General features: G+C 24.4%; 18 protein-coding genes and 4 pseudogenes. 1 reads left to right on the top strand and 21 read right to left on the bottom strand.

The features are described 5' to 3' along the window. Nucleotides 1–32: 32 nt before the first annotated feature. The 17 genes from rpmA to N747_RS03925 form a co-directional block, all read right to left on the bottom strand. Nucleotides 33–311, bottom strand: a complete 279-nt coding sequence (gene rpmA, locus N747_RS0100120; protein WP_011160463.1) for a 50S ribosomal protein L27 — start codon at nt 309–311, stop codon at nt 33–35. A gap of 1 nt (nt 312) precedes the next feature. After that, nucleotides 313–648, bottom strand: coding sequence for a ribosomal-processing cysteine protease Prp (locus N747_RS0100115; RefSeq protein ID WP_024563306.1), 336 nt, complete (start codon nt 646–648; stop codon nt 313–315). 5 nt (nt 649–653) lie between these two features. After that, on the bottom strand, nt 654–962 hold the full coding sequence (gene rplU / locus N747_RS0100110; RefSeq protein ID WP_024563305.1) for a 50S ribosomal protein L21: 309 nt from the start codon (nt 960–962) through the stop codon (nt 654–656). A gap of 181 nt (nt 963–1,143) precedes the next feature. Next, on the bottom strand, nt 1,144–2,070 hold the full coding sequence (gene trhO / locus N747_RS0100105) for an oxygen-dependent tRNA uridine(34) hydroxylase TrhO (RefSeq protein ID WP_024563304.1): 927 nt from the start codon (nt 2,068–2,070) through the stop codon (nt 1,144–1,146). Between the two features lie 233 nt (nt 2,071–2,303). Beyond that, a complete protein-coding gene (locus N747_RS03300; RefSeq protein ID WP_051345681.1) occupies nt 2,304–2,579 on the bottom strand; it encodes a hypothetical protein in 276 nt (91 codons plus the stop codon). Between the two features lie 193 nt (nt 2,580–2,772). Then, nucleotides 2,773–4,047, bottom strand: a complete 1,275-nt coding sequence (serS, locus tag N747_RS0100095) for a serine--tRNA ligase (protein WP_024563303.1) — start codon at nt 4,045–4,047, stop codon at nt 2,773–2,775. Between the two features lie 149 nt (nt 4,048–4,196). After that, nucleotides 4,197–4,346, bottom strand: coding sequence for a hypothetical protein (locus tag N747_RS03930; protein ID WP_240992271.1), 150 nt, complete (start codon nt 4,344–4,346; stop codon nt 4,197–4,199). A 221-nt stretch (nt 4,347–4,567) separates the two neighbouring features. Next, nucleotides 4,568–4,828, bottom strand: a complete 261-nt coding sequence (rpsT, locus tag N747_RS0100085; protein WP_024563302.1) for a 30S ribosomal protein S20 — start codon at nt 4,826–4,828, stop codon at nt 4,568–4,570. A gap of 370 nt (nt 4,829–5,198) precedes the next feature. Next, nucleotides 5,199–5,927 carry an amino acid ABC transporter ATP-binding protein gene (locus N747_RS0100080; RefSeq protein WP_024563301.1) on the bottom strand — a complete coding sequence of 243 codons (729 nt, stop codon included), beginning with the start codon at nt 5,925–5,927 and terminating at the stop codon, nt 5,199–5,201. Beyond that, a complete protein-coding gene (locus N747_RS0100075) occupies nt 5,915–7,729 on the bottom strand; it encodes an ABC transporter substrate-binding protein/permease (protein WP_024563300.1) in 1,815 nt (604 codons plus the stop codon). The genes N747_RS0100080 and N747_RS0100075 overlap by 13 nt, the downstream gene beginning before the upstream one ends. A gap of 809 nt (nt 7,730–8,538) precedes the next feature. Then, a complete protein-coding gene (locus tag N747_RS0100070; RefSeq protein ID WP_024563299.1) occupies nt 8,539–8,757 on the bottom strand; it encodes a hypothetical protein in 219 nt (72 codons plus the stop codon). Nucleotides 8,758–9,721: 964 nt separating this feature from the next. Beyond that, the gene (locus N747_RS0100060) at nt 9,722–10,519 is read right to left on the bottom strand and encodes a hypothetical protein (protein WP_024563298.1); all 798 of its coding nucleotides are present in this window, start codon (nt 10,517–10,519) and stop codon (nt 9,722–9,724) included. Between the two features lie 185 nt (nt 10,520–10,704). Next, nucleotides 10,705–11,325, bottom strand: a complete 621-nt coding sequence (locus N747_RS0100055; protein ID WP_051345680.1) for a hypothetical protein — start codon at nt 11,323–11,325, stop codon at nt 10,705–10,707. Then, on the bottom strand, nt 11,303–11,764 hold the full coding sequence (locus N747_RS0100050) for a hypothetical protein (protein WP_240992270.1): 462 nt from the start codon (nt 11,762–11,764) through the stop codon (nt 11,303–11,305). Before N747_RS0100050 ends, N747_RS0100055 begins: the two co-directional genes overlap by 23 nt. Before the next feature lie 88 nt (nt 11,765–11,852). Next, nucleotides 11,853–12,401, bottom strand: coding sequence for a DUF2963 domain-containing protein (locus N747_RS03605; protein ID WP_024563295.1), 549 nt, complete (start codon nt 12,399–12,401; stop codon nt 11,853–11,855). 14 nt (nt 12,402–12,415) lie between these two features. Beyond that, a complete protein-coding gene (locus N747_RS0100040) occupies nt 12,416–12,748 on the bottom strand; it encodes a hypothetical protein (RefSeq protein ID WP_024563294.1) in 333 nt (110 codons plus the stop codon). A gap of 225 nt (nt 12,749–12,973) precedes the next feature. Continuing rightward, complete coding sequence (locus tag N747_RS03925; protein WP_240992269.1) at nt 12,974–13,138, bottom strand: hypothetical protein; 165 nt, start codon at nt 13,136–13,138, stop codon at nt 12,974–12,976. A 114-nt stretch (nt 13,139–13,252) separates the two neighbouring features. Between N747_RS03925 and N747_RS0100025 the strand changes: the two are divergent. Then, nucleotides 13,253–13,420 (top strand): annotated as a pseudogene (locus tag N747_RS0100025) (AAA family ATPase); the annotation flags it as partial. A 910-nt stretch (nt 13,421–14,330) separates the two neighbouring features. Here the strand turns inward: N747_RS0100025 and N747_RS0100020 are convergent. The 4 genes and pseudogenes from N747_RS0100020 to N747_RS03285 form a co-directional block, all read right to left on the bottom strand. Beyond that, on the bottom strand, nt 14,331–14,669 hold the full coding sequence (locus tag N747_RS0100020; protein WP_024563292.1) for an SVM family protein: 339 nt from the start codon (nt 14,667–14,669) through the stop codon (nt 14,331–14,333). A gap of 63 nt (nt 14,670–14,732) precedes the next feature. Then, nucleotides 14,733–15,405 (bottom strand): annotated as a pseudogene (locus N747_RS03295) (effector). A gap of 681 nt (nt 15,406–16,086) precedes the next feature. Beyond that, nucleotides 16,087–16,401, bottom strand: a pseudogene (locus tag N747_RS03290) (single-stranded DNA-binding protein). Continuing rightward, nucleotides 16,395–16,976: pseudogene (locus N747_RS03285) on the bottom strand (sigma-70 family RNA polymerase sigma factor). The pseudogenes N747_RS03290 and N747_RS03285 overlap by 7 nt, the downstream one beginning before the upstream one ends. Between the last annotated feature and the right edge of the window lie 374 nt (nt 16,977–17,350).

The following is a 17,350-nucleotide window of genomic DNA, read 5'->3' as shown; positions in this document are numbered from 1 at the left end:
ATACCCGCTTTCATTTTAAATGTATAAAAAAATTATTGCAGATAAACAGAAACTTTTTTACGACCATGCTTTTTTTCAAATTTAATGATGCCACTCATTTTAGCAAATAAAGTGTCATCTCCGCCTCTACCAACATTAAAACCAGGGTGAATTTTGGTTCCTCTTTGACGATAAATAATAGCGCCTGCTTTGGCAAATTGACCGTCAGAAAGTTTAGCGCCTAATCTTTTGGAATGAGAATCTCTACCGTTTCGAGTAGAACCTGCTCCTTTTTTAGAAGCAAATAACTGAATTTGTAATTGCAATAACATGTTATAACCTCTTTCTTGTTTGAATTTGAGATATTTTTTTAAAATGATTGGGATATTGTTTGGCTAAATTACAGATAGTGTATTCTAAATTATCTAGCAAAGTAAAAAGGGTCGTATTTTGAGTGGTTTTAACTTCTAATTCAAACAACTTATCTTGTAGATTGTAGGTAATATCTGTTTGGAATTGAAGTTTTTCTAAAATATTCAGAGTAACAATAATAGCAGTAGAAACCGAAGCACACACAATATCAAAACCTTTAGGAGCGTATAAAGCGTGCCCCAAAACTTGAATACTAGTAATTTTTTTTTGTTCTTTGTAAAAACAATAGCGAATCATAATTTTTAAACATTGATTTTAGTAATCAAAAGTTTAGTATAGGATTGTCTGTGTCCTTGTTTACAGCGATATTTTTTACGTTTTTTATACTTAAATACAATAATTTTTTTAGCGCGGTTGTGCTTGATTACTTGAGCTGTTACTTTAGCGTCTTTAACAAAAGGGGTACCTAAAACAGGATTGGAGCCACCAACAGCTAAAACTTCTTGAAATTGATAAGTTGTTTCTGGCTCAACATTTAGTTTTTCAACATAAATTTCTTGTCCTTCAGAAACGCGGAATTGTTTTCCCCCAGTTTTGATGATTGCAAACATTTTCTTTCCTCCTTGTAAAAATTGCAAATTATCTTGGATAATTTATTGGATCTGATAATAATTAATTGTTTGAAAACAATGGTTTTTATATTTTTTTTATTGGGTATTACAACCAAACCAAAAAAATACAATAATCATACATTATTATAACATATCTTATTAAAATATGAGTGTTTTTTTGTTATGAGGTTTGATTATTGTGCTTTTTGAGATATCTATTTTGCGGATGGGTGCTACATTTATCACTACAAGCCCCTAAATATTTGTGTTCGTTGTATTCGTGGCACAAAATTTGTTTGTTGCATTGAGGATTAGAGCAATTAATATAACGTTCACAAGGAGTGCCATCAAAATAGTCTTTACCAACGATAATATGTTCTTTTTGATTAACAGGAACTGCTATTCTTTGATCAAAGACATACATTTTACCATCCCATAAAGCACCTTGAGTTTCGGGGTTTTTGCCATAAGAAATGATGCCTCCTTCTAGTTGATAGACATCATTGAAACCTTCTTTTTTTAAAAAAGTGCTAAATTTTTCACAACGCACACCACCAGTGCAATAAGTTACGATTTTTTTATCTTTTAATAAATGGGCGTTTTGTTTGACCCAATTTGGCAAATCACGAAAATGTCTAATGTTAGGATTAACTGCATTTCTGAAATGTCCTAAATCATATTCATAGTCATTACGAGCATCAAGAATTAAAATGTCTTTTTCTTGCAAGGCTTTCAAAAATTCTGGAGGAGCTAAATAAAAGCCTTTGTCTTTGGTAAGATCAACGTTTTCTTCAAGACTCAAATTAACCAATTCGGGCTTGACTTTAATAGAAAGACGCGGGAAAACATGTGCTTCCACAGTTTCAATTTTAAAAATAGTATTACAAAAACGCGCATCTTGTTTTAGTTGATCCATGTATTTATATATTTGTTCTTTTAGACCTGACAAAGTGCCGTTAATACCTTCTTGGGAAATAATAATACGTCCTAAAAGTCCTAGAGATTCGCAATATTTAAAATGTTGGTCTCTAAAAGTTTGAGGGTCTTTTATTGGAGCATATTGATAATATAAAATAACTAAGTATGGGGAGTTAGAAGTTTTTGTCATAAAATAATTATGCCTCTTTTCAATTGAGAATGCATGCAAAATCTGATTAATTTAGATTTTATTTTATTATTAAATAAATTGTTAGGAATTTAAAATAATGAATGATTGATGTTTTTTACTTCATTTATAATTTTTTATTTAGGATTTTTTTAGATAAATTATTAAGGTTTATAAAATAAATTTTAGGAGTGTTCTTTCCAAAAAATATACATATTTTGAGTACCATTTGACATTTATTTTAAATCATCTAAACTATATTTTATTTCACCTTTAAAACTTGCAGTCCTTGTACCACCCCCATCAAAAAAGACACCCAATAAAACCGAAGGAGCGTCTTTAATGCGACACAAAAGGCAAGGATAAGTTTGGATGGTCTCGTAATTATAACAAGGATAATCAGATACAAAACCCCAAAAAGATGGATTAATATTGGTTTTAATATAGGTTTTTATTTGTTGAGGAAAAATTTGAGAATTATGGGGGCGTAAATAAATGTTTTTAATTTGCATATTGATATTACCTCGCAATTATTTTAGTAAATGGAAATAATGAATTTTTGGGATTGCCTTTGAAATAGTTATAAAATTAGTAAAGGTTTTATTAATTGCTTTTGTTTTGCCAATAAAAAATGCCGAATCACTTTATTTTTCATAAAAGATTCGACTCTATATTCTAAATTATTCTTGTTAAAAAACATTCAAATTACTTAATAATATCAGTTCCTAAATAAGGCTGTAAAACTTCAGGAACTGTAATAGTACCATCTTGATTTTGATAATTTTCTAAAATAGCAATAACAGTTCTTCCAACAGCCAAACCTGAACCGTTTAGAATATGAACGTATTCGTTTTTATTGTTTTTAGGATTTTTCATTTTAATATTGGCGCGTCTTGCTTGGAAATCACAAGAATTACTGATAGAACCAATTTCACGATAACAATTATAACTGGGTAAAAAAACTTCTAAATCATAAGTTTTTGCCATACTAAAACCCAAATCCCCAGTAGAAAGCAAAACAACACGATAAGGAAGTTTGAGCAGTTTTAGTACTTCTTCGGAATCTTTTAACATTTGTTCTAGACATTCATAAGAATTTTGGGGATGGCAAAACTGGATTAATTCTACTTTATTAAATTGATGTTGTCTAAAAATACCTCGGGTATCTTTACCAGCTGAGCCTGCTTCTTGGCGAAAAGCAGTAGTGTAGGCGACGTATTTAATGGGAAGTGTGCCTGGTTTAAAAATTTCTTCACGATGCAAATTAATGGTAGGAACTTCTGCTGTAGGATTCAAATACCAATTATTTTTAGAATTGTAAAGCTTGTAGACTTCATCTTCAAACTTGGGTAATTGGCCTGTTGCAAACATGGATTTTTCATTGATAATATAAGGAGGAATGATTTCTTGATAACCTTTTTTACTATGAAAATCCATCATAAATTGAATTAAGGCTCTTTCGAGGCGTGCTCCTAGTCCTTTGCAAACTACAAATCCACTACCAGAAATTTTGGAAGCCCTTTTAAAGTCGAGAATATCTAGTTTTTCTGCTAAATAAACGTGGTCTTTGGGCGTAAATGCAAAAGTTCTTATTTGCCCTTCGCAATACAATTCCTTATTGCCTTTATCGTCTGCTCCAATCGGCAAAGAATCGTGTGGCAAATTAGGGGTAATGCTCAAAATATCAAAAATTTCTTGTTCTTTGAGTTTTAACTTTTGTTCTAGTTTTTTTAAATCATAACGCAAAAAAATAGTTTCTTGCAAAACAAGGGTAATATCTTCTTTGGTATTAGCTTTTTGGGCAACTTTTTTAGCTAATTGATTTTTTTGTTTTTTAAAATCCTGTATTTGCAAAAGTAAAGATTTTCTTTGTTGTGCTAAAAGAGGTAATTTATTTAAATAAGCAAAGTTTTGTTGCCTTTTTTCTAATTTTGCAATAATAGATGGCAGATTTTGGACTACAAAATTAAGATCTAACATAAAAAAATACCTCTTTACTTTGGAAAAAATTAATTTAATGGGGTGGCCAAAAATAAAATAAATTAAAAGGGGTAGAATAATAAATCTTTTAATTGAATGTTTTACAATATTTTTATTAATTTTTTTGTTTGTTTGTTGATAAAATTAAACTATAAATACATCAAATTATCAGATAAAGAAGGTGGCATTAATACATCTTTGCCAATAACTTTATGCGAAAAAATATTATTAATTGTAGTGCCAGAACCTTTTTTAAGGATATAATATTTAAGTTCATTTAATAACGATCCAAAATACAAACTTGTCCCCCAAAACTGATCCTACAATAAATCCTGAAGTTATATAAATTATTTTATTTACCGAAAAAAATAAATTTATTAACCTTTTTCACTCAAATATATTTAAATAAATATAATTACAATTAAAATATTAATATTATGTTTGTTGGTACAATATTATGATAAAGTTTTATTGTTTTATTTTAATTAATATGGTGTTCTATGAATCTTTCAAAGAAAAATTAAAGTGTGTCTACTAATTTTTGTAAATCAGATTTATTTCTAGCAGAAAAGTTAGCATGATAAACTCTTTTAGAAACTCCTTTATCAAATTTTTTATAAGCTACACTTAGTAAAGTTAAAGCTTTTTGTTTATCAGCATTTGCCACTGCAGTTTTTACTTGTTTTACCACTGTTTTTACAGATGATTTAAAAGAAACATTTTGTAAACGACGTTTTTCATTAGTTTTATTACGTTTTTTTTGTTGTTTAATATTAGCCATGATTATAATCTCCTCTTTTTTAGTTACTTAATTATCAATTCATTATTAATAACTCTAATGAAAATTATACCAAAATTTAACTAAAAATAAAACAAATAATCAATTAAGGCAACATATAAAATCAATCCCACTTGAAAAAAAAATTTAAATGTTTGTTTTAAAATTATATTTTCACTATATAAGTATATTTTTTTTAAAAAATGATTTTATAACGAATATATAATTAGAAATTTGAAAATCAATATTAAATATTTGTTCATTATAATTATTCATCATATTGTTAACTGTTTCTTCTATAATATCAAAAATAAAAGATATATAATTAATAACTAAAATGCGTTGCTATTTAGAATGATAAATTTGTAAGAAATCAAAAATCTTCAAAGAAAGCCTTAGATTTAGGAAACTTATCGGTTTCAAAAATTTCTTTCGGAGTACCTTTTTCAAGAATTTTACCTTGTTCCATGAAATAAATAGTATCAGATACTCTTTGAGCAAATTTCATTTCATGAGTTACAATAATAAGATTTATTTTTTTCTCTGATAATTTTTGTAAAGTTTGTAATACTTGCAAAGTAGATTCAGGATCTAGAGCAGAAGTTGGTTCATCTAAAAGAATAACTTCAGGTTTCATACATAAAACTCTAGCAATAGCAACACGTTGTTTTTGTCCCCCTGAAAGTGTTTCTACTCTTTGATTAGCAAGAGCTTCTAAATCTAGTTCTTTTAACCTTTCTAAAGCGTTTTCTTGAGCTTCTTGTTTAGATAATTTTAATACTTTCATCGGAGCTAAACAACAATTTTCTAATACTGTCTTTCCTTCAAATAAATTAAAACTTTGAAACACCATTCCTACTTTAGTTCTTAGATCAGATAATTTTACTCCTTTATCTAAGATATTTTTATTATCAATTAAAATTTGTCCAGAATTAGGTTCTTCTAATAGATTAAAACACCTTAATAAAGTAGATTTCCCTGAACCCGAAAAACCAATAATAGTTACTATTTCTTGTTTTTTAATTTTTAAATTAATATTTTTTAAAATCTCTTTATCTCCAAACTTTTTACAAAGATCCTTAACTTCAATTAAATATTGCATTTTCTAAACTCCTTTTTTTGTTTTTCTAAATATTTAACAAATAAATTGGCAATCGTAATTAACACTAAATAAATAAAAGCAGTAATAGCATAAGGAATAGCAATACTTCCTGTTTTAACAATTTGAGTTTTGGCTTGCCATGCTACATCTAACAAACCAACCAAACCACCAAAACAAGCACTATCTTTAATATTTACAATAAATTGTTGTACTACAAAAGGAAGTGATCTTTTAAGCGTTTGGGGAAAAATAACACAAAAAAATGTTTGTCTTTGATTCATTCCTAAAGCTAGAGCAGCTTCTACTTGTCCTTTATCTAAAAACTTAATATTTTGTAATAAAATACTTGTAATACTAACTGCTGAATTTAATAATAACACTATAATGCCTGAATACATCGGATTTAATTCAGGATTATAAGCTCTCCAACCAAAATGAACTATAATCATTTGAGCTGCTACTGGAATTGATTTAAAAATATAAAGTATTGCATCAAGAAAGTAAAGAAAACTTTGTATTAACCCCACAATAAAGGGATTTTGTGTTTGATAATTAGGTTTAATACTTTTAATCATTGTTAAAACAATAGATAAGATAAAACCTACAATAACTCCATCTAATGCAAGTAATAAAGTAGTTTTTAAAGGTGTTACATAATCAGGTAAAGCAAGAGATACTTTTTGATACCACTTTAATCCTTGTTTTTGACTTAAATCTTTTAAAGATTTTTCTAACCATTTATTAGTTATTTCTTTAAACTTGGATATTTTGTATTCTAATTTTTTTATTTTAATGGGGTATTGTTTGTCAGTTGGTTTTGATTTTTCGTCTTTTAATTCTTTGATTAACTCAATTATACCTTTAACATTTAAACCGTCGCCTTCTAAATCAAGTCCTTTTTCTTTTAAAACTTCTTTAAAGGCATTATTAATTTGAGCAACTAATTTTGTATTACCTTTTTTAACTACAATTCCTAAACCCGCAGGAGAAACAGTAAAACGAGTATCATCAGATATGATTGATATATGTTTCAATTTATCATTTTGCAAAGCATAATATTTAGTAATATAACTATCAGTTACAAAAATATCAGAAGCTTTATCTTCAACACTTTTAACACACATAACAACATCATCAATAGGATTTAATTTGGTAATGTGTGATAAAGTTCCTAAATCTGATCTAATATTTTCAATAACTTTATCAGCCACAGAACCAGTAAAAGTTAAAAATTTAATTTTGTCTTTTGGATCTTTTAATTTATCTTTTATATATTCATAATTTACTTCTAATGGCAAATCTTTAAAACGTTCATCATCTGCTCTTACTAAAAACCCTGTATTATCTAAAGTATAGGCAATAGTAAAATCAAAGTTTTCTTTTCTTTCATTAGTAATACTAATAGAAGAAATAGCTATATCAACTGAACCATTTTGAACAGCAGTAAACATCCCATCAAAATCAAAAAGACTAAATTTACAACCTTCATACTTTTCTTCTTTGGGTAATGCTTTTACTATTTTATCAATTAAATCTATATCAAATCCTGAAATATATTCACCTTGAATAGTTCTATGAGTTTTACTTGTTGTATCTTTATCAGATTTAATAGTCAAACTATTAGGAGCTGCATCAGCTACCACAGCTACTCTTAAATATTTCTTAGAATTATTAACTCTTTGAAATAATCCAACACTAAAATGAAGCCATACCCAAAAAATCACAAAAATAAATAATAAAACATATTTAGTATATTTTAGATATTCAGTAATTTTGTATTTTTCTTTTTTCCTTTGAATCATAATATATTTTACCTTCACTTTCAATTTTGGTGTTTGTAAAAACTATTTATTTGACAAATTTAATTTAAAATGCCAAAAAACAAACATCATTGTTATAATAGATACAACAATTTTAATATACTTATGAATAATAAAATCTATATTTGGGAGGCATCTTTTTAATTTTCCTTTTTTAACCTTTTTATTTATATATTATAAATATACATAAATTGTAATATGCATCATTTATAAATATTTTTTCAAATTACCCTAAAAAAATATCAAATTTTTAATACTAAGATATTTTCTTAAAATAATACTTTATTATTTATGATAGCATAAAAATAATTAAAATTAACATTTAATTAATATAAGTATAATCATTTTAATATAAAAATTCCAAAAGGTAAGAAATAAATATTGGTTTAATAATTAAAATGTAGTTATTTATGCATTAATTATTTTTATATTTTATATTAAGAATTAATATTTATTTTATCTTAATATTTTTTTCTTATAATTCTTAAATTAATTTATTAATCACTAACTACAGTTTTTAAAGCAGGATTTATTTTTTTCTAAATATTTACTTAACATGTTACTAAATTGAATTAAAACTAAGCAAACAACAGAAAGTATTACAAACGAAGAAACTAAATCTCCTGTAATATTCATAGAGCATCATTTGTAACAAATGACATATCAATTAATGTAATTAATCCGAAGAAAATACAAGCTTTAATATTAGTAACAAATTGTGTTACTATTAAAGGAACTGATTTTTTTAATGCTTGTGGAAAAGTAACATAATAGAAAGTTTGTTTTTTTATTCAATCATCTAAAGATTGAGACGCTTCTACTTGTACTTTATCTACAAATTTAATAGTTTGCATTAAAATAACAGCAATATTAGAAGCTGAATTTAACACAATGACAATTAATTCTGTATGAGTTTGATGCATTGTGGGAAACTTACTAGGCCACCATAAATGTCTTGAAAACAAAACTAACAATCCTTGAGCAGCAATTGGAACTCCATTTAATAACAAAACATAAAAATCTACAAATTTAGAACTTACTTATTTAACACCTTTTACAAAGACATTATTTTTTCTAGAAAGAGTAGATTTATTTTTAACTGCTAATAGAACTAATGATAATAAGAATTCAAAAACAACACCATCAAAAGTAAATAATTGATGGACGAAAAAATATTCGTGACGTAAACATAAAGCTTGAATGTGTTTTTATTGTAATAAGTGTTTTTTTGTTTAAAAAAGGGGTTAGCGCATTGGAATTAATAATATCCAATTGTATTTTCTATATCATTAATTATTTCATTAGTTTCAGAGTTGGTTTTGAATGAATGAAAATAATATGCTGCATTGCTAAATTCTTCTTAATACAACTCTTCATCTTTTTTAATGAATATTTCTTATAATATCTTTAACTTTGCTTTCAATATCAATTAATATTAATTCATCTTTATCTTCAGTAATCATTAAACAAATAAATTGATAAGTTTTTTAAGTTTATTAGGATTACTTCTTAAAGATAAATAATATTTATCAAGCATAGGTCTCATATTTAATTTAATAAATTCTATTTTTTATTTGATTTCTTTTTCTTCATAACTAATTATTAGCTAATTCATAAAAATAATAAAAATTAGTTAAAATATATTGATTATCAGAAAAAATAATGCCAATTATTAGATTCATTTAAATCTTGTAATTCTTGTTGAATAAAAGCTATTTTTTGTTTGATAAGTTTTTTAAACGAGATTTTTTCATAGAATTTATAAGACGATATAATGTAAAGACATAAACTTAGAAAAGCAACCTTTCTCGAAATTAAGTAGCCTTAACAAAAAATAAATTATTCTCAAAATCTTTAATTTGCTTTTTATTAAAAGTACCTCTTTTAATTGCATTAAATGTTTTAAGAGCATGAAAGGATAAACTAATATATTCTTTATTTATATTTACTATTACTAGAAGAAAAATTATCATTTTATTTTTTCTTCGATGGTAAAAAAGTTTTATTAACTAAAATTTTTTTTATTCTAAATAGGATAGGAATAACAATTAATAAAACTAATAACAAGAAAACATTATTTATTAAAACGCCGAACCACCCTTGAGACGAATTATTATAAAAATTTAAATCAAAAAGATTATTAATTATTAAACTAATATTACAGGATGAAAAAGGATTCATAAAATTATAAGGATATCTATAAAAATATTGATTTTTAATTGAACCTAAAATTAAGGAATAAAAAAGATAAAACAAAGGATGAATTAAAGCTAAATAATTTTTGCGACAAGAAGTAAAAGGAGGATTAACATAAAAATTACTAAAATAAAAAATAGTAAACAATATTGGAATATAAGTGTGTTCACATAAACTCACTGTTAAAAACTCATATTTAAAATTTTTATAATCTACAAAAGGATCGGCGATTAAATTCCAAACAACACCAGTTAATAATATGTTAACCAAAATACAAAAAGCCCATAAAGAATAATTTTTAGAATTTCGAAATTTAGAATTTAAAGTTCCAATACAAAATAAAAGAACTAAAAAATTACTTTGAAAAGTGAAATTATAAAAAGTATTATAACAAACACCACGTATCAAAGTTAATAAATTTTGTTCTGGACAATATATAATCCCCTTAATACAAAAAGGACGACGAAAAGAATAAGTGTTTAATTTAATAAAATAAGTTGCACTTGATAATATAATGAATACAATTAAAAAAATAAAAGCTTTACGAGATAATTCTTTTTTTGATTTATCAAACATAAATAATTTCCCCCTTTTTATTTAATATCTATATATAATAATAAAATGAAATTGATAAATTAAACTGTTCTGTTTTCTAAAACAACTTTTTATTTTAAAAATGGCTTTGAAGACTAAAAAATTAAGTTGATAATTTCACAATTAATCCCCATTATCTTTATAAATTATTTTAAATATATCAACTATTATAAATTAATGAAAAATGATAAAACAAAACTCAATAATATTATAACTTTTTTCAATACAAATAAAAAGAATTTTAAAACAATTACAATAATATCTAATATTCTTAAAAGAATTTTAAATAACAAATCACCTATTTTAATGAAAGAATTTAAAAGAAAATTATTAACTTCTTTCAAAAAATAAATAACAGAACCACCAACAGCAACACTAAAAATCATCTTTGCTATTTCTTTTATTTTTTCCCACATACTTTCATTAGGGTCCATTAATTTTTGACCTGTAAGACTTGTTACAGAACTTTTAATATAACCTATAATAGTATAAAAAACATCAATAAAAATTTTTAATATTTGCATTAAAAAATCAAACAATGAACTAAATAATTTTAAAGGATAAATTAAAATTATTAATTTTTCCCATATAAAAACAATTACTGTTTTTATCATATTAAAAATAATTAAAAAATTATTATTCCAACCAACATTAAAACCAAACAAATAAGATGATTTAGTAAAAAAAATACTATAAAAAATACTATATAATAAATAAAAAAAATCTTTAAAATCAAAGGAAATTAAATATTTTAAAAAATTAAAACTAAAAATCATTTTCATTATCATCAATAGATTCTACTATTAAAGGATTTTTTGTATTATTTAATTGTTTTTTTAATTCTAAATTTTCTTTTAACAATTCATCTAAATCATTATTATTGTTTTCTTTTTTTTCTTTTTCATCAAAAATACCTTCAGAAAAATTAAGACCACCATTTTCTCCAAATTCTTTAATCATTGTTTCAACATGTTTTCTATATATACCTAAGTAATTCCCCATATGTGCCATTAATCTAATTAAGGCTCCATATTCACTCAAATTCATTTTACCTTTTTTAATATATTGATTAACTACTTCACGTAATTCATCACTAAAATCATATTTACTTTTTAATTCTTTGATATATAAATAAAACCAATATGAAAAAATACCTAAAAATATTGAAATTAAAGATATAAATGATTTAGATTCAACAATATTAATAATTGTTTGTTGTATATCCATCAATTATTCCTTTCTATAAAATTATTACTTTTTTAATTTCTTTATTATTTAAAAAATAACCAAAATAATTAATATATTTTTTCTTTGCTTATACATTATATGGATAAGTTTTTATTTCTTTAATAGTTCCATCTGGATTGTAATAAGTTTCTTTAATAATTTTATCACCAGAGTTATACTCCTCAATATAATCAATTATTTTACTATAAGATTTATAATGAGTTTCTTTAATTTTATTACCTGTTTGTAAATCATAATCATTAATATAATCAATTGTTTTACCATCAATTTGATAATAAGTTAATTTAATTCTTTTACCTGTGTCTTTGTTATATTCCTCAATACAATTAATTGTCTTACCATCGATTTTATAATATGTTTTTTTGATTAAATTACCTGTGTCTTTATTATATTCTTCAATATAATTAATTGTTTTACCATCAGGTTTATAAACAGTTATTGGAGGATATTTAAGTGATGGAGTTTGATGTTGTTTTCTTAATACTGTTTTATCATCTTTTTGAGTTATGTCTAAATCTTTATTATCTTTGATAAAAAAATTAATATATAAAAATATACCAATAATTATACCAATCAATAAAGAAATAAAATTATCAAATAAATTATTTTTTTTCATCTAATTCAATTTTATTAATAATTTTTATTTATTATTTTTTCAACCTTTTCATAATTTACTTTTTTAAAAAGTAAATTAGGCATAAAGTGAGCTATTAAACAAAATGAAAAAAAACCAATAAAAAAAATATAAATAAGGGTTGTAAAAATTTCATGATTAATTTGAAAAAATGAAAATAAACTTAAAAAACCAAATAATACAAAAATTCCAAAACTAATTAAAATCATTAAAACCATAATTACACCAAATAAATCCAAATCAACATCATTTATATTCATTCCCAAATCACTTCCACAACATTGACAATGTTCGTAAAATTCTTTCTTTATTTTTTGTTGTTTATCCATTTTTAAAAAACTCCTTAATTTTAACTTAATTTATTCATATATTATACTTTAATGAGTGCTTTTTAAAAAGCACTCATTATTTAATCCATGTAATTTTAGTTGAATCAGGAACAATAATACCAAACTTATATAAAACAAAAATAAATATACCACTAAGAGCAATAAGTGTTAAAACTTGTCTTAAAGTCATTTTATTATAATCCTTTCTTTTTATGCTTATACTAATTACTTAGATAAACTCAAATAACCTTTTGAAGCAAAATAAAGCAAAAAAGGTATAACAATACCTAAAGTAGGTAAAATCCAATACGTAAAAAAACTGCCTAAAGTTAATTTATTTCTTCTAAAAGATTTTTTACTGAAATAAGAACGTCTGTAATTTTTGGCCATTTTAATCTCCTTTTTTTATTTTTATAAATCTAATAAGAAAAAGATTTAGAAACAATAAGGAAACCAACTTAAAAGTTGGTATTTTTTTTTAATGGTTCTTTAATCGCCTACATAATTCAAGATGATAATTTTGATATGGTTAATTTTGATAAATTAATCCCTAGAGGTTATTTACTGTACGGACCCCCAAGAACAGGAAAAAGTTTTTTAATTAAAGCTTTATGTAATGAATTAGGTATACACTATATTAAATTAGAGCCATCAAGATTTGATAAGACTTATCAATATTCCCAAAATCTTATATAAATTATTTTTTAATTTATTTTAATGTTTAGCATTGAAAAAGAGGTTACCTTTTTGCACATTTTTTTGACCAAAATAACATAATTACGTAAAAAAATAATTATATTTTCATTTTCTTAACGGAATTTTAACTTTTTTTATCTAACTAGATAGTGTAAGGGTAAAATATTTAAAAAAAATATCTTTTGAAACTAAAGAATTATCAAAAAAAGTTTAGACACTTTTTTGAATGAAAACAATATTTCTTTAGTTTGAAAAGATATGAAATTATCTATTAATTTTAAAGTCTTAAAGAATAATTTTAGAGACAAAAGTTGTCTAAAAACGCAACAGCGCATCATAATGATCATTCTTTCTTAAATATTTTCTTTAATTTAATAATAATAAAAGATATTTTCCTAAATAACAAATAAATTTAATTATATGATAAAGACATTTAAAGATAAAATCAAGTAAATATAATAAATGAAGAAGAAATAATAAAATAATTATTAATAAACCTAAGTTTAACCATTGATTTCGATAAGTAAAGAAATCACTACTTATCTTATGAAGACTATGATTTAACTTAGTTAACTAAGTATTAATGAAATGCCACATGATGATTGGGTTGCTTCGTGGTTAAATGTTGATAAAATTGAACCACTATTCCTTGTTTTAATCGGTGAATACTTAGTTTGACAGTGAAAAGATATAATTTAATGACATAATAAATGGTTATAATTGGAATAAATGAAAATAAAATAATGATGAAAAAAGATGAAATTACTATGTAAAGATTAAAAGTTTTTTCATTATAGTTTTTGTTTCCTTTCCAAGGTTTATGTGTTGTTAAATAAAAAAAGACCCTGTGAAGGGTCTTTATAAATAATAAAATTTTATATATAAATTATTTTTTTTTCTTATTGGGATTTTTTGAAGAAGAACCTTTTTCCTGATTTTTGATTTCTTTAGTTTTTTCTTCTAATATTTTTGTTATTTCTGGGTTTGATAACATTTGAATAATTTTATTTCTTTCTTCTTCTGAATAATTTTCAAGAGTATTATATAATTCATAAAAATTTTTTATATCTTTTTTAGATTCTTCTTTTGATGAAATTATATCTTTTTCATGATTTTTTTTAGGCGTAGCTATTACTTGATGAACATTATTATTAATTAAAAATAATCCCAAGAAAACAAATAAAAAAATACTTATTATTTTAAATTGTTTTTGTAATTTAAACATTAATCAAATCTCCTTTAATTTTTATTATTTTAATTTTAACATATTTAAAATTGTTAAATTTTATCACCAGTCAGATCTGGTTCTTTTATTATTTTCGTCTTTTTGGGCTTTATCATAGTTGTGTTTATTTTGATAAAGAGATAAAGTTTTACGGACAGGGTTGAAGTGAAGATGGGAACGGGTTAATTTGAAGTTATCATTGTGAACGAAAGCACTGCCAAGGTAATAGTCTTTGTCGTCATCTAAGAAGTGTTTAGGGCCTTTGTATTTAAGGATTAAATAGTTAAGACCTGGGCCTTTGTGTTTTTGCTGTTCGAAATTTATATAACGCCATAAATAAATATAATCTTTGGTATCGAAAGAAGCAGAATTGAATCTGTTTAAAGTAGTGCGATCATAAGTTAACCCTCTTTTATTCCAAAGGTCGAAAGGATGACTATCTTTAATGTAACAAATTAAGTTAGAGGGTCCTTTTTGGGTTTGGAGGTGGCGTTGAATGGTTAAAATATCATTAAAACTGCCTTTTTTGTCTTGATTTTGTTGTTGATAATAACCGATGCCATCAAGGCCCATCAAAAGTATATTTGGCTTTAATCATTGTACATTTATCATCATCATACCATTCTTCAATGTTTTCAGATTTAGTTTCATTTAAACTAAGAATCTCTTCTTTCGGTAACTTAATGATTCCCGTTTCGGTTAACACAATCCAACCGATAATTAAAAAAAGAAGTATCCCTAACTCGGTTTAATTTTGAATATACAAACATTTTAACACATTTGACTTTTTTAATTTGCATTAAAACCTTCTTGTAAACCAAGAAATTAATTTATCGACTTTTTCTTAAAATTTCTTCTTGAGATTGAAGAGTTTTAAGATTATTTTTAATATCAATGATTTCTTGATTTTTACCTTTTGGGGTTTGTTCGTATTTGTCAGGCGGTTGGTTTAAAGTTACTAATTCTTGTTCTAATTGGGAGATTTTGTTTTCTGGGTGGAATTTTAGCTAGTTTTGTTTGAACTCCTTTAAAGTCATTTTTTATACTCCTTTTTATTATTTAGCTATTGATAAATAACCTTTTGAAGCAAAATAAACAATCAAAGGAATAACAATGCCTAATGTAGGTAAAATCCAATATGTAAAAAACTGCCTAAAGTTAATTTATTTCTTCTAAAAGATTTTTTACTGAAATAAGAACGTCTGTAATTTCTCGCCATTTTAATCTCCTTTTTTATTATTTAATAAGAAAAATCTTTTTATTATCACTTATATTATAACATTAATAATTTTAATAATTTGAAGTTTTTTAAGTTTTTTTTACTTTATAAATAATTTTTGTTTATTTTTTCCCAAAAACAAAAGCCGTCTATTTGTTTATAAAAAAAGTCCCTTTTGGGGGCTTAATTTTGTAAATATTATTTGGTTTTGTTATCTAAAAGATGACGTTTTGGATAATTACTTGGGGTGTGGTTCGTGTTTGGCCTTCGTTTTTGGTATATTTTTGGATGGATAATGCGCCTTCTGCATATATTTTTGAACCTTTATTTAAATATTGTATTCATGTTTTCAGCTTGTGTTCGAAAATCGACACAAGGGATGAATTGGGTTTTATCTTTGTTATTAATTGCTAAATTGAAATCTATTTTAGGAATTTGTTCGTTATTGCTATTAATATATTGTTGTTCTAGGTCGTGGGTAATATTTCCAATTAGTTGGACTTTATTTAACATTCTTTATTCTCCTTATTTTTATAATTTGGGTTTAGTTTTCTAATTGCATTATCTTTTAAATCTTCAATTTGTGAGAGTTTTAAATTAAGTTCTTGGGCGATTACATGATTGGTTAGGGGTTGTTGATTGGGTTCGTTGTTGTTTTCTAGCGAGATACCAAAACTTAAACAAATAACATTGAATTCATTTTTACTTAGTTTAGTTTTAGTTTTTTTTATTAATAATTCATGTTTTACTTGTTTTAGCCATAATTGATGCGGATTAAGGATTTTATACCAATTAGGTTGTATGTATTGTTCTTCTTTAAAACTGATATTGTTTGGTTTAGTTGTTTTTTGTGGGATTGAAGGTGAATGGCTTTTTCTTATTAGTTCATTGATTGCAAATTTTATTTTTGGAGTTGCATAAGTAACAAAGTCATAACCTAAATCTTGGTAATTATTTAGGGCTTTGATTAATCCTAAAATCCCTTCTTGATATAAATCCTCTTTAGTTAAAACTTTAGGGTAATATTTAAAATGATAAGCTAGTTTTTTTACTAAAGGCAAATGAAGTTCGATTAATTAATTACGAATTTCTAAATTCTTTTTATTTTTTAAAAAATCTTTAAATAATTTTTGTCTTAACGTTTGATTCCTTTCTAAAAAATGTTTTTTTAGAAAAGATAGGAAATTATTTTTTTTAGCCTTAGAAAAGAAAAAAAGACTAACTATTAAGTTAGTCTTAAAGAATTTTTAAAAAGCAAAAAGTGTCTAAACTTTTGGAACACCTCGAGCTAACAACAATTATAAGCAAAAACAAACAAAAGAAGAAGAAAAATAAAAATCCCCCAGTTGCGCGCGACCCCTTTTTTTAAATATATATAATCATTTAAAGTTATAATGATTATATATATGATATAAAAAAAGGAAACGATATTTAAATCATGAAAATAATAGAAAAAATAATA

This window comes from Candidatus Phytoplasma tritici (assembly GCF_000495255.1).
Lineage (GTDB): Bacteria > Bacillota_I > Bacilli_A > Acholeplasmatales > Acholeplasmataceae > Phytoplasma > Phytoplasma tritici.
Note: the sequence above shows the minus strand (reverse complement) of the source record. Positions and strands in the feature narration are given on the sequence as shown.

Excerpts from the sequence above, each read along its gene's own strand:
- N747_RS0100020 (WP_024563292.1), bottom strand. The coding sequence starts at position 14,669 with ATGTTTAAATTACAAAAACAATTTAAAATAATAAGTATTTTTTTATTT.
- N747_RS03300 (WP_051345681.1), bottom strand. The coding sequence starts at position 2,579 with ATGCAAATTAAAAACATTTATTTACGCCCCCATAATTCTCAAATTTTT.
- N747_RS0100040 (WP_024563294.1), bottom strand. The coding sequence starts at position 12,748 with ATGGATAAACAACAAAAAATAAAGAAAGAATTTTACGAACATTGTCAA.
- N747_RS0100075 (WP_024563300.1), bottom strand. The coding sequence starts at position 7,729 with ATGATTCAAAGGAAAAAAGAAAAATACAAAATTACTGAATATCTAAAA.
- rplU (WP_024563305.1), bottom strand. The coding sequence starts at position 962 with ATGTTTGCAATCATCAAAACTGGGGGAAAACAATTCCGCGTTTCTGAA.
- N747_RS0100115 (WP_024563306.1), bottom strand. The coding sequence starts at position 648 with ATGATTCGCTATTGTTTTTACAAAGAACAAAAAAAAATTACTAGTATT.
- N747_RS03925 (WP_240992269.1), bottom strand. The coding sequence starts at position 13,138 with ATGGCCAAAAATTACAGACGTTCTTATTTCAGTAAAAAATCTTTTAGA.
- trhO (WP_024563304.1), bottom strand. The coding sequence starts at position 2,070 with ATGACAAAAACTTCTAACTCCCCATACTTAGTTATTTTATATTATCAA.
- N747_RS0100080 (WP_024563301.1), bottom strand. The coding sequence starts at position 5,927 with ATGCAATATTTAATTGAAGTTAAGGATCTTTGTAAAAAGTTTGGAGAT.
- rpmA (WP_011160463.1), bottom strand. The coding sequence starts at position 311 with ATGTTATTGCAATTACAAATTCAGTTATTTGCTTCTAAAAAAGGAGCA.
- N747_RS03605 (WP_024563295.1), bottom strand. The coding sequence starts at position 12,401 with ATGAAAAAAAATAATTTATTTGATAATTTTATTTCTTTATTGATTGGT.
- rpsT (WP_024563302.1), bottom strand. The coding sequence starts at position 4,828 with ATGGCTAATATTAAACAACAAAAAAAACGTAATAAAACTAATGAAAAA.
- N747_RS0100055 (WP_051345680.1), bottom strand. The coding sequence starts at position 11,325 with ATGATAATGAAAATGATTTTTAGTTTTAATTTTTTAAAATATTTAATT.
- N747_RS0100050 (WP_240992270.1), bottom strand. The coding sequence starts at position 11,764 with ATGGATATACAACAAACAATTATTAATATTGTTGAATCTAAATCATTT.
- N747_RS0100060 (WP_024563298.1), bottom strand. The coding sequence starts at position 10,519 with ATGTTTGATAAATCAAAAAAAGAATTATCTCGTAAAGCTTTTATTTTT.
- serS (WP_024563303.1), bottom strand. The coding sequence starts at position 4,047 with ATGTTAGATCTTAATTTTGTAGTCCAAAATCTGCCATCTATTATTGCA.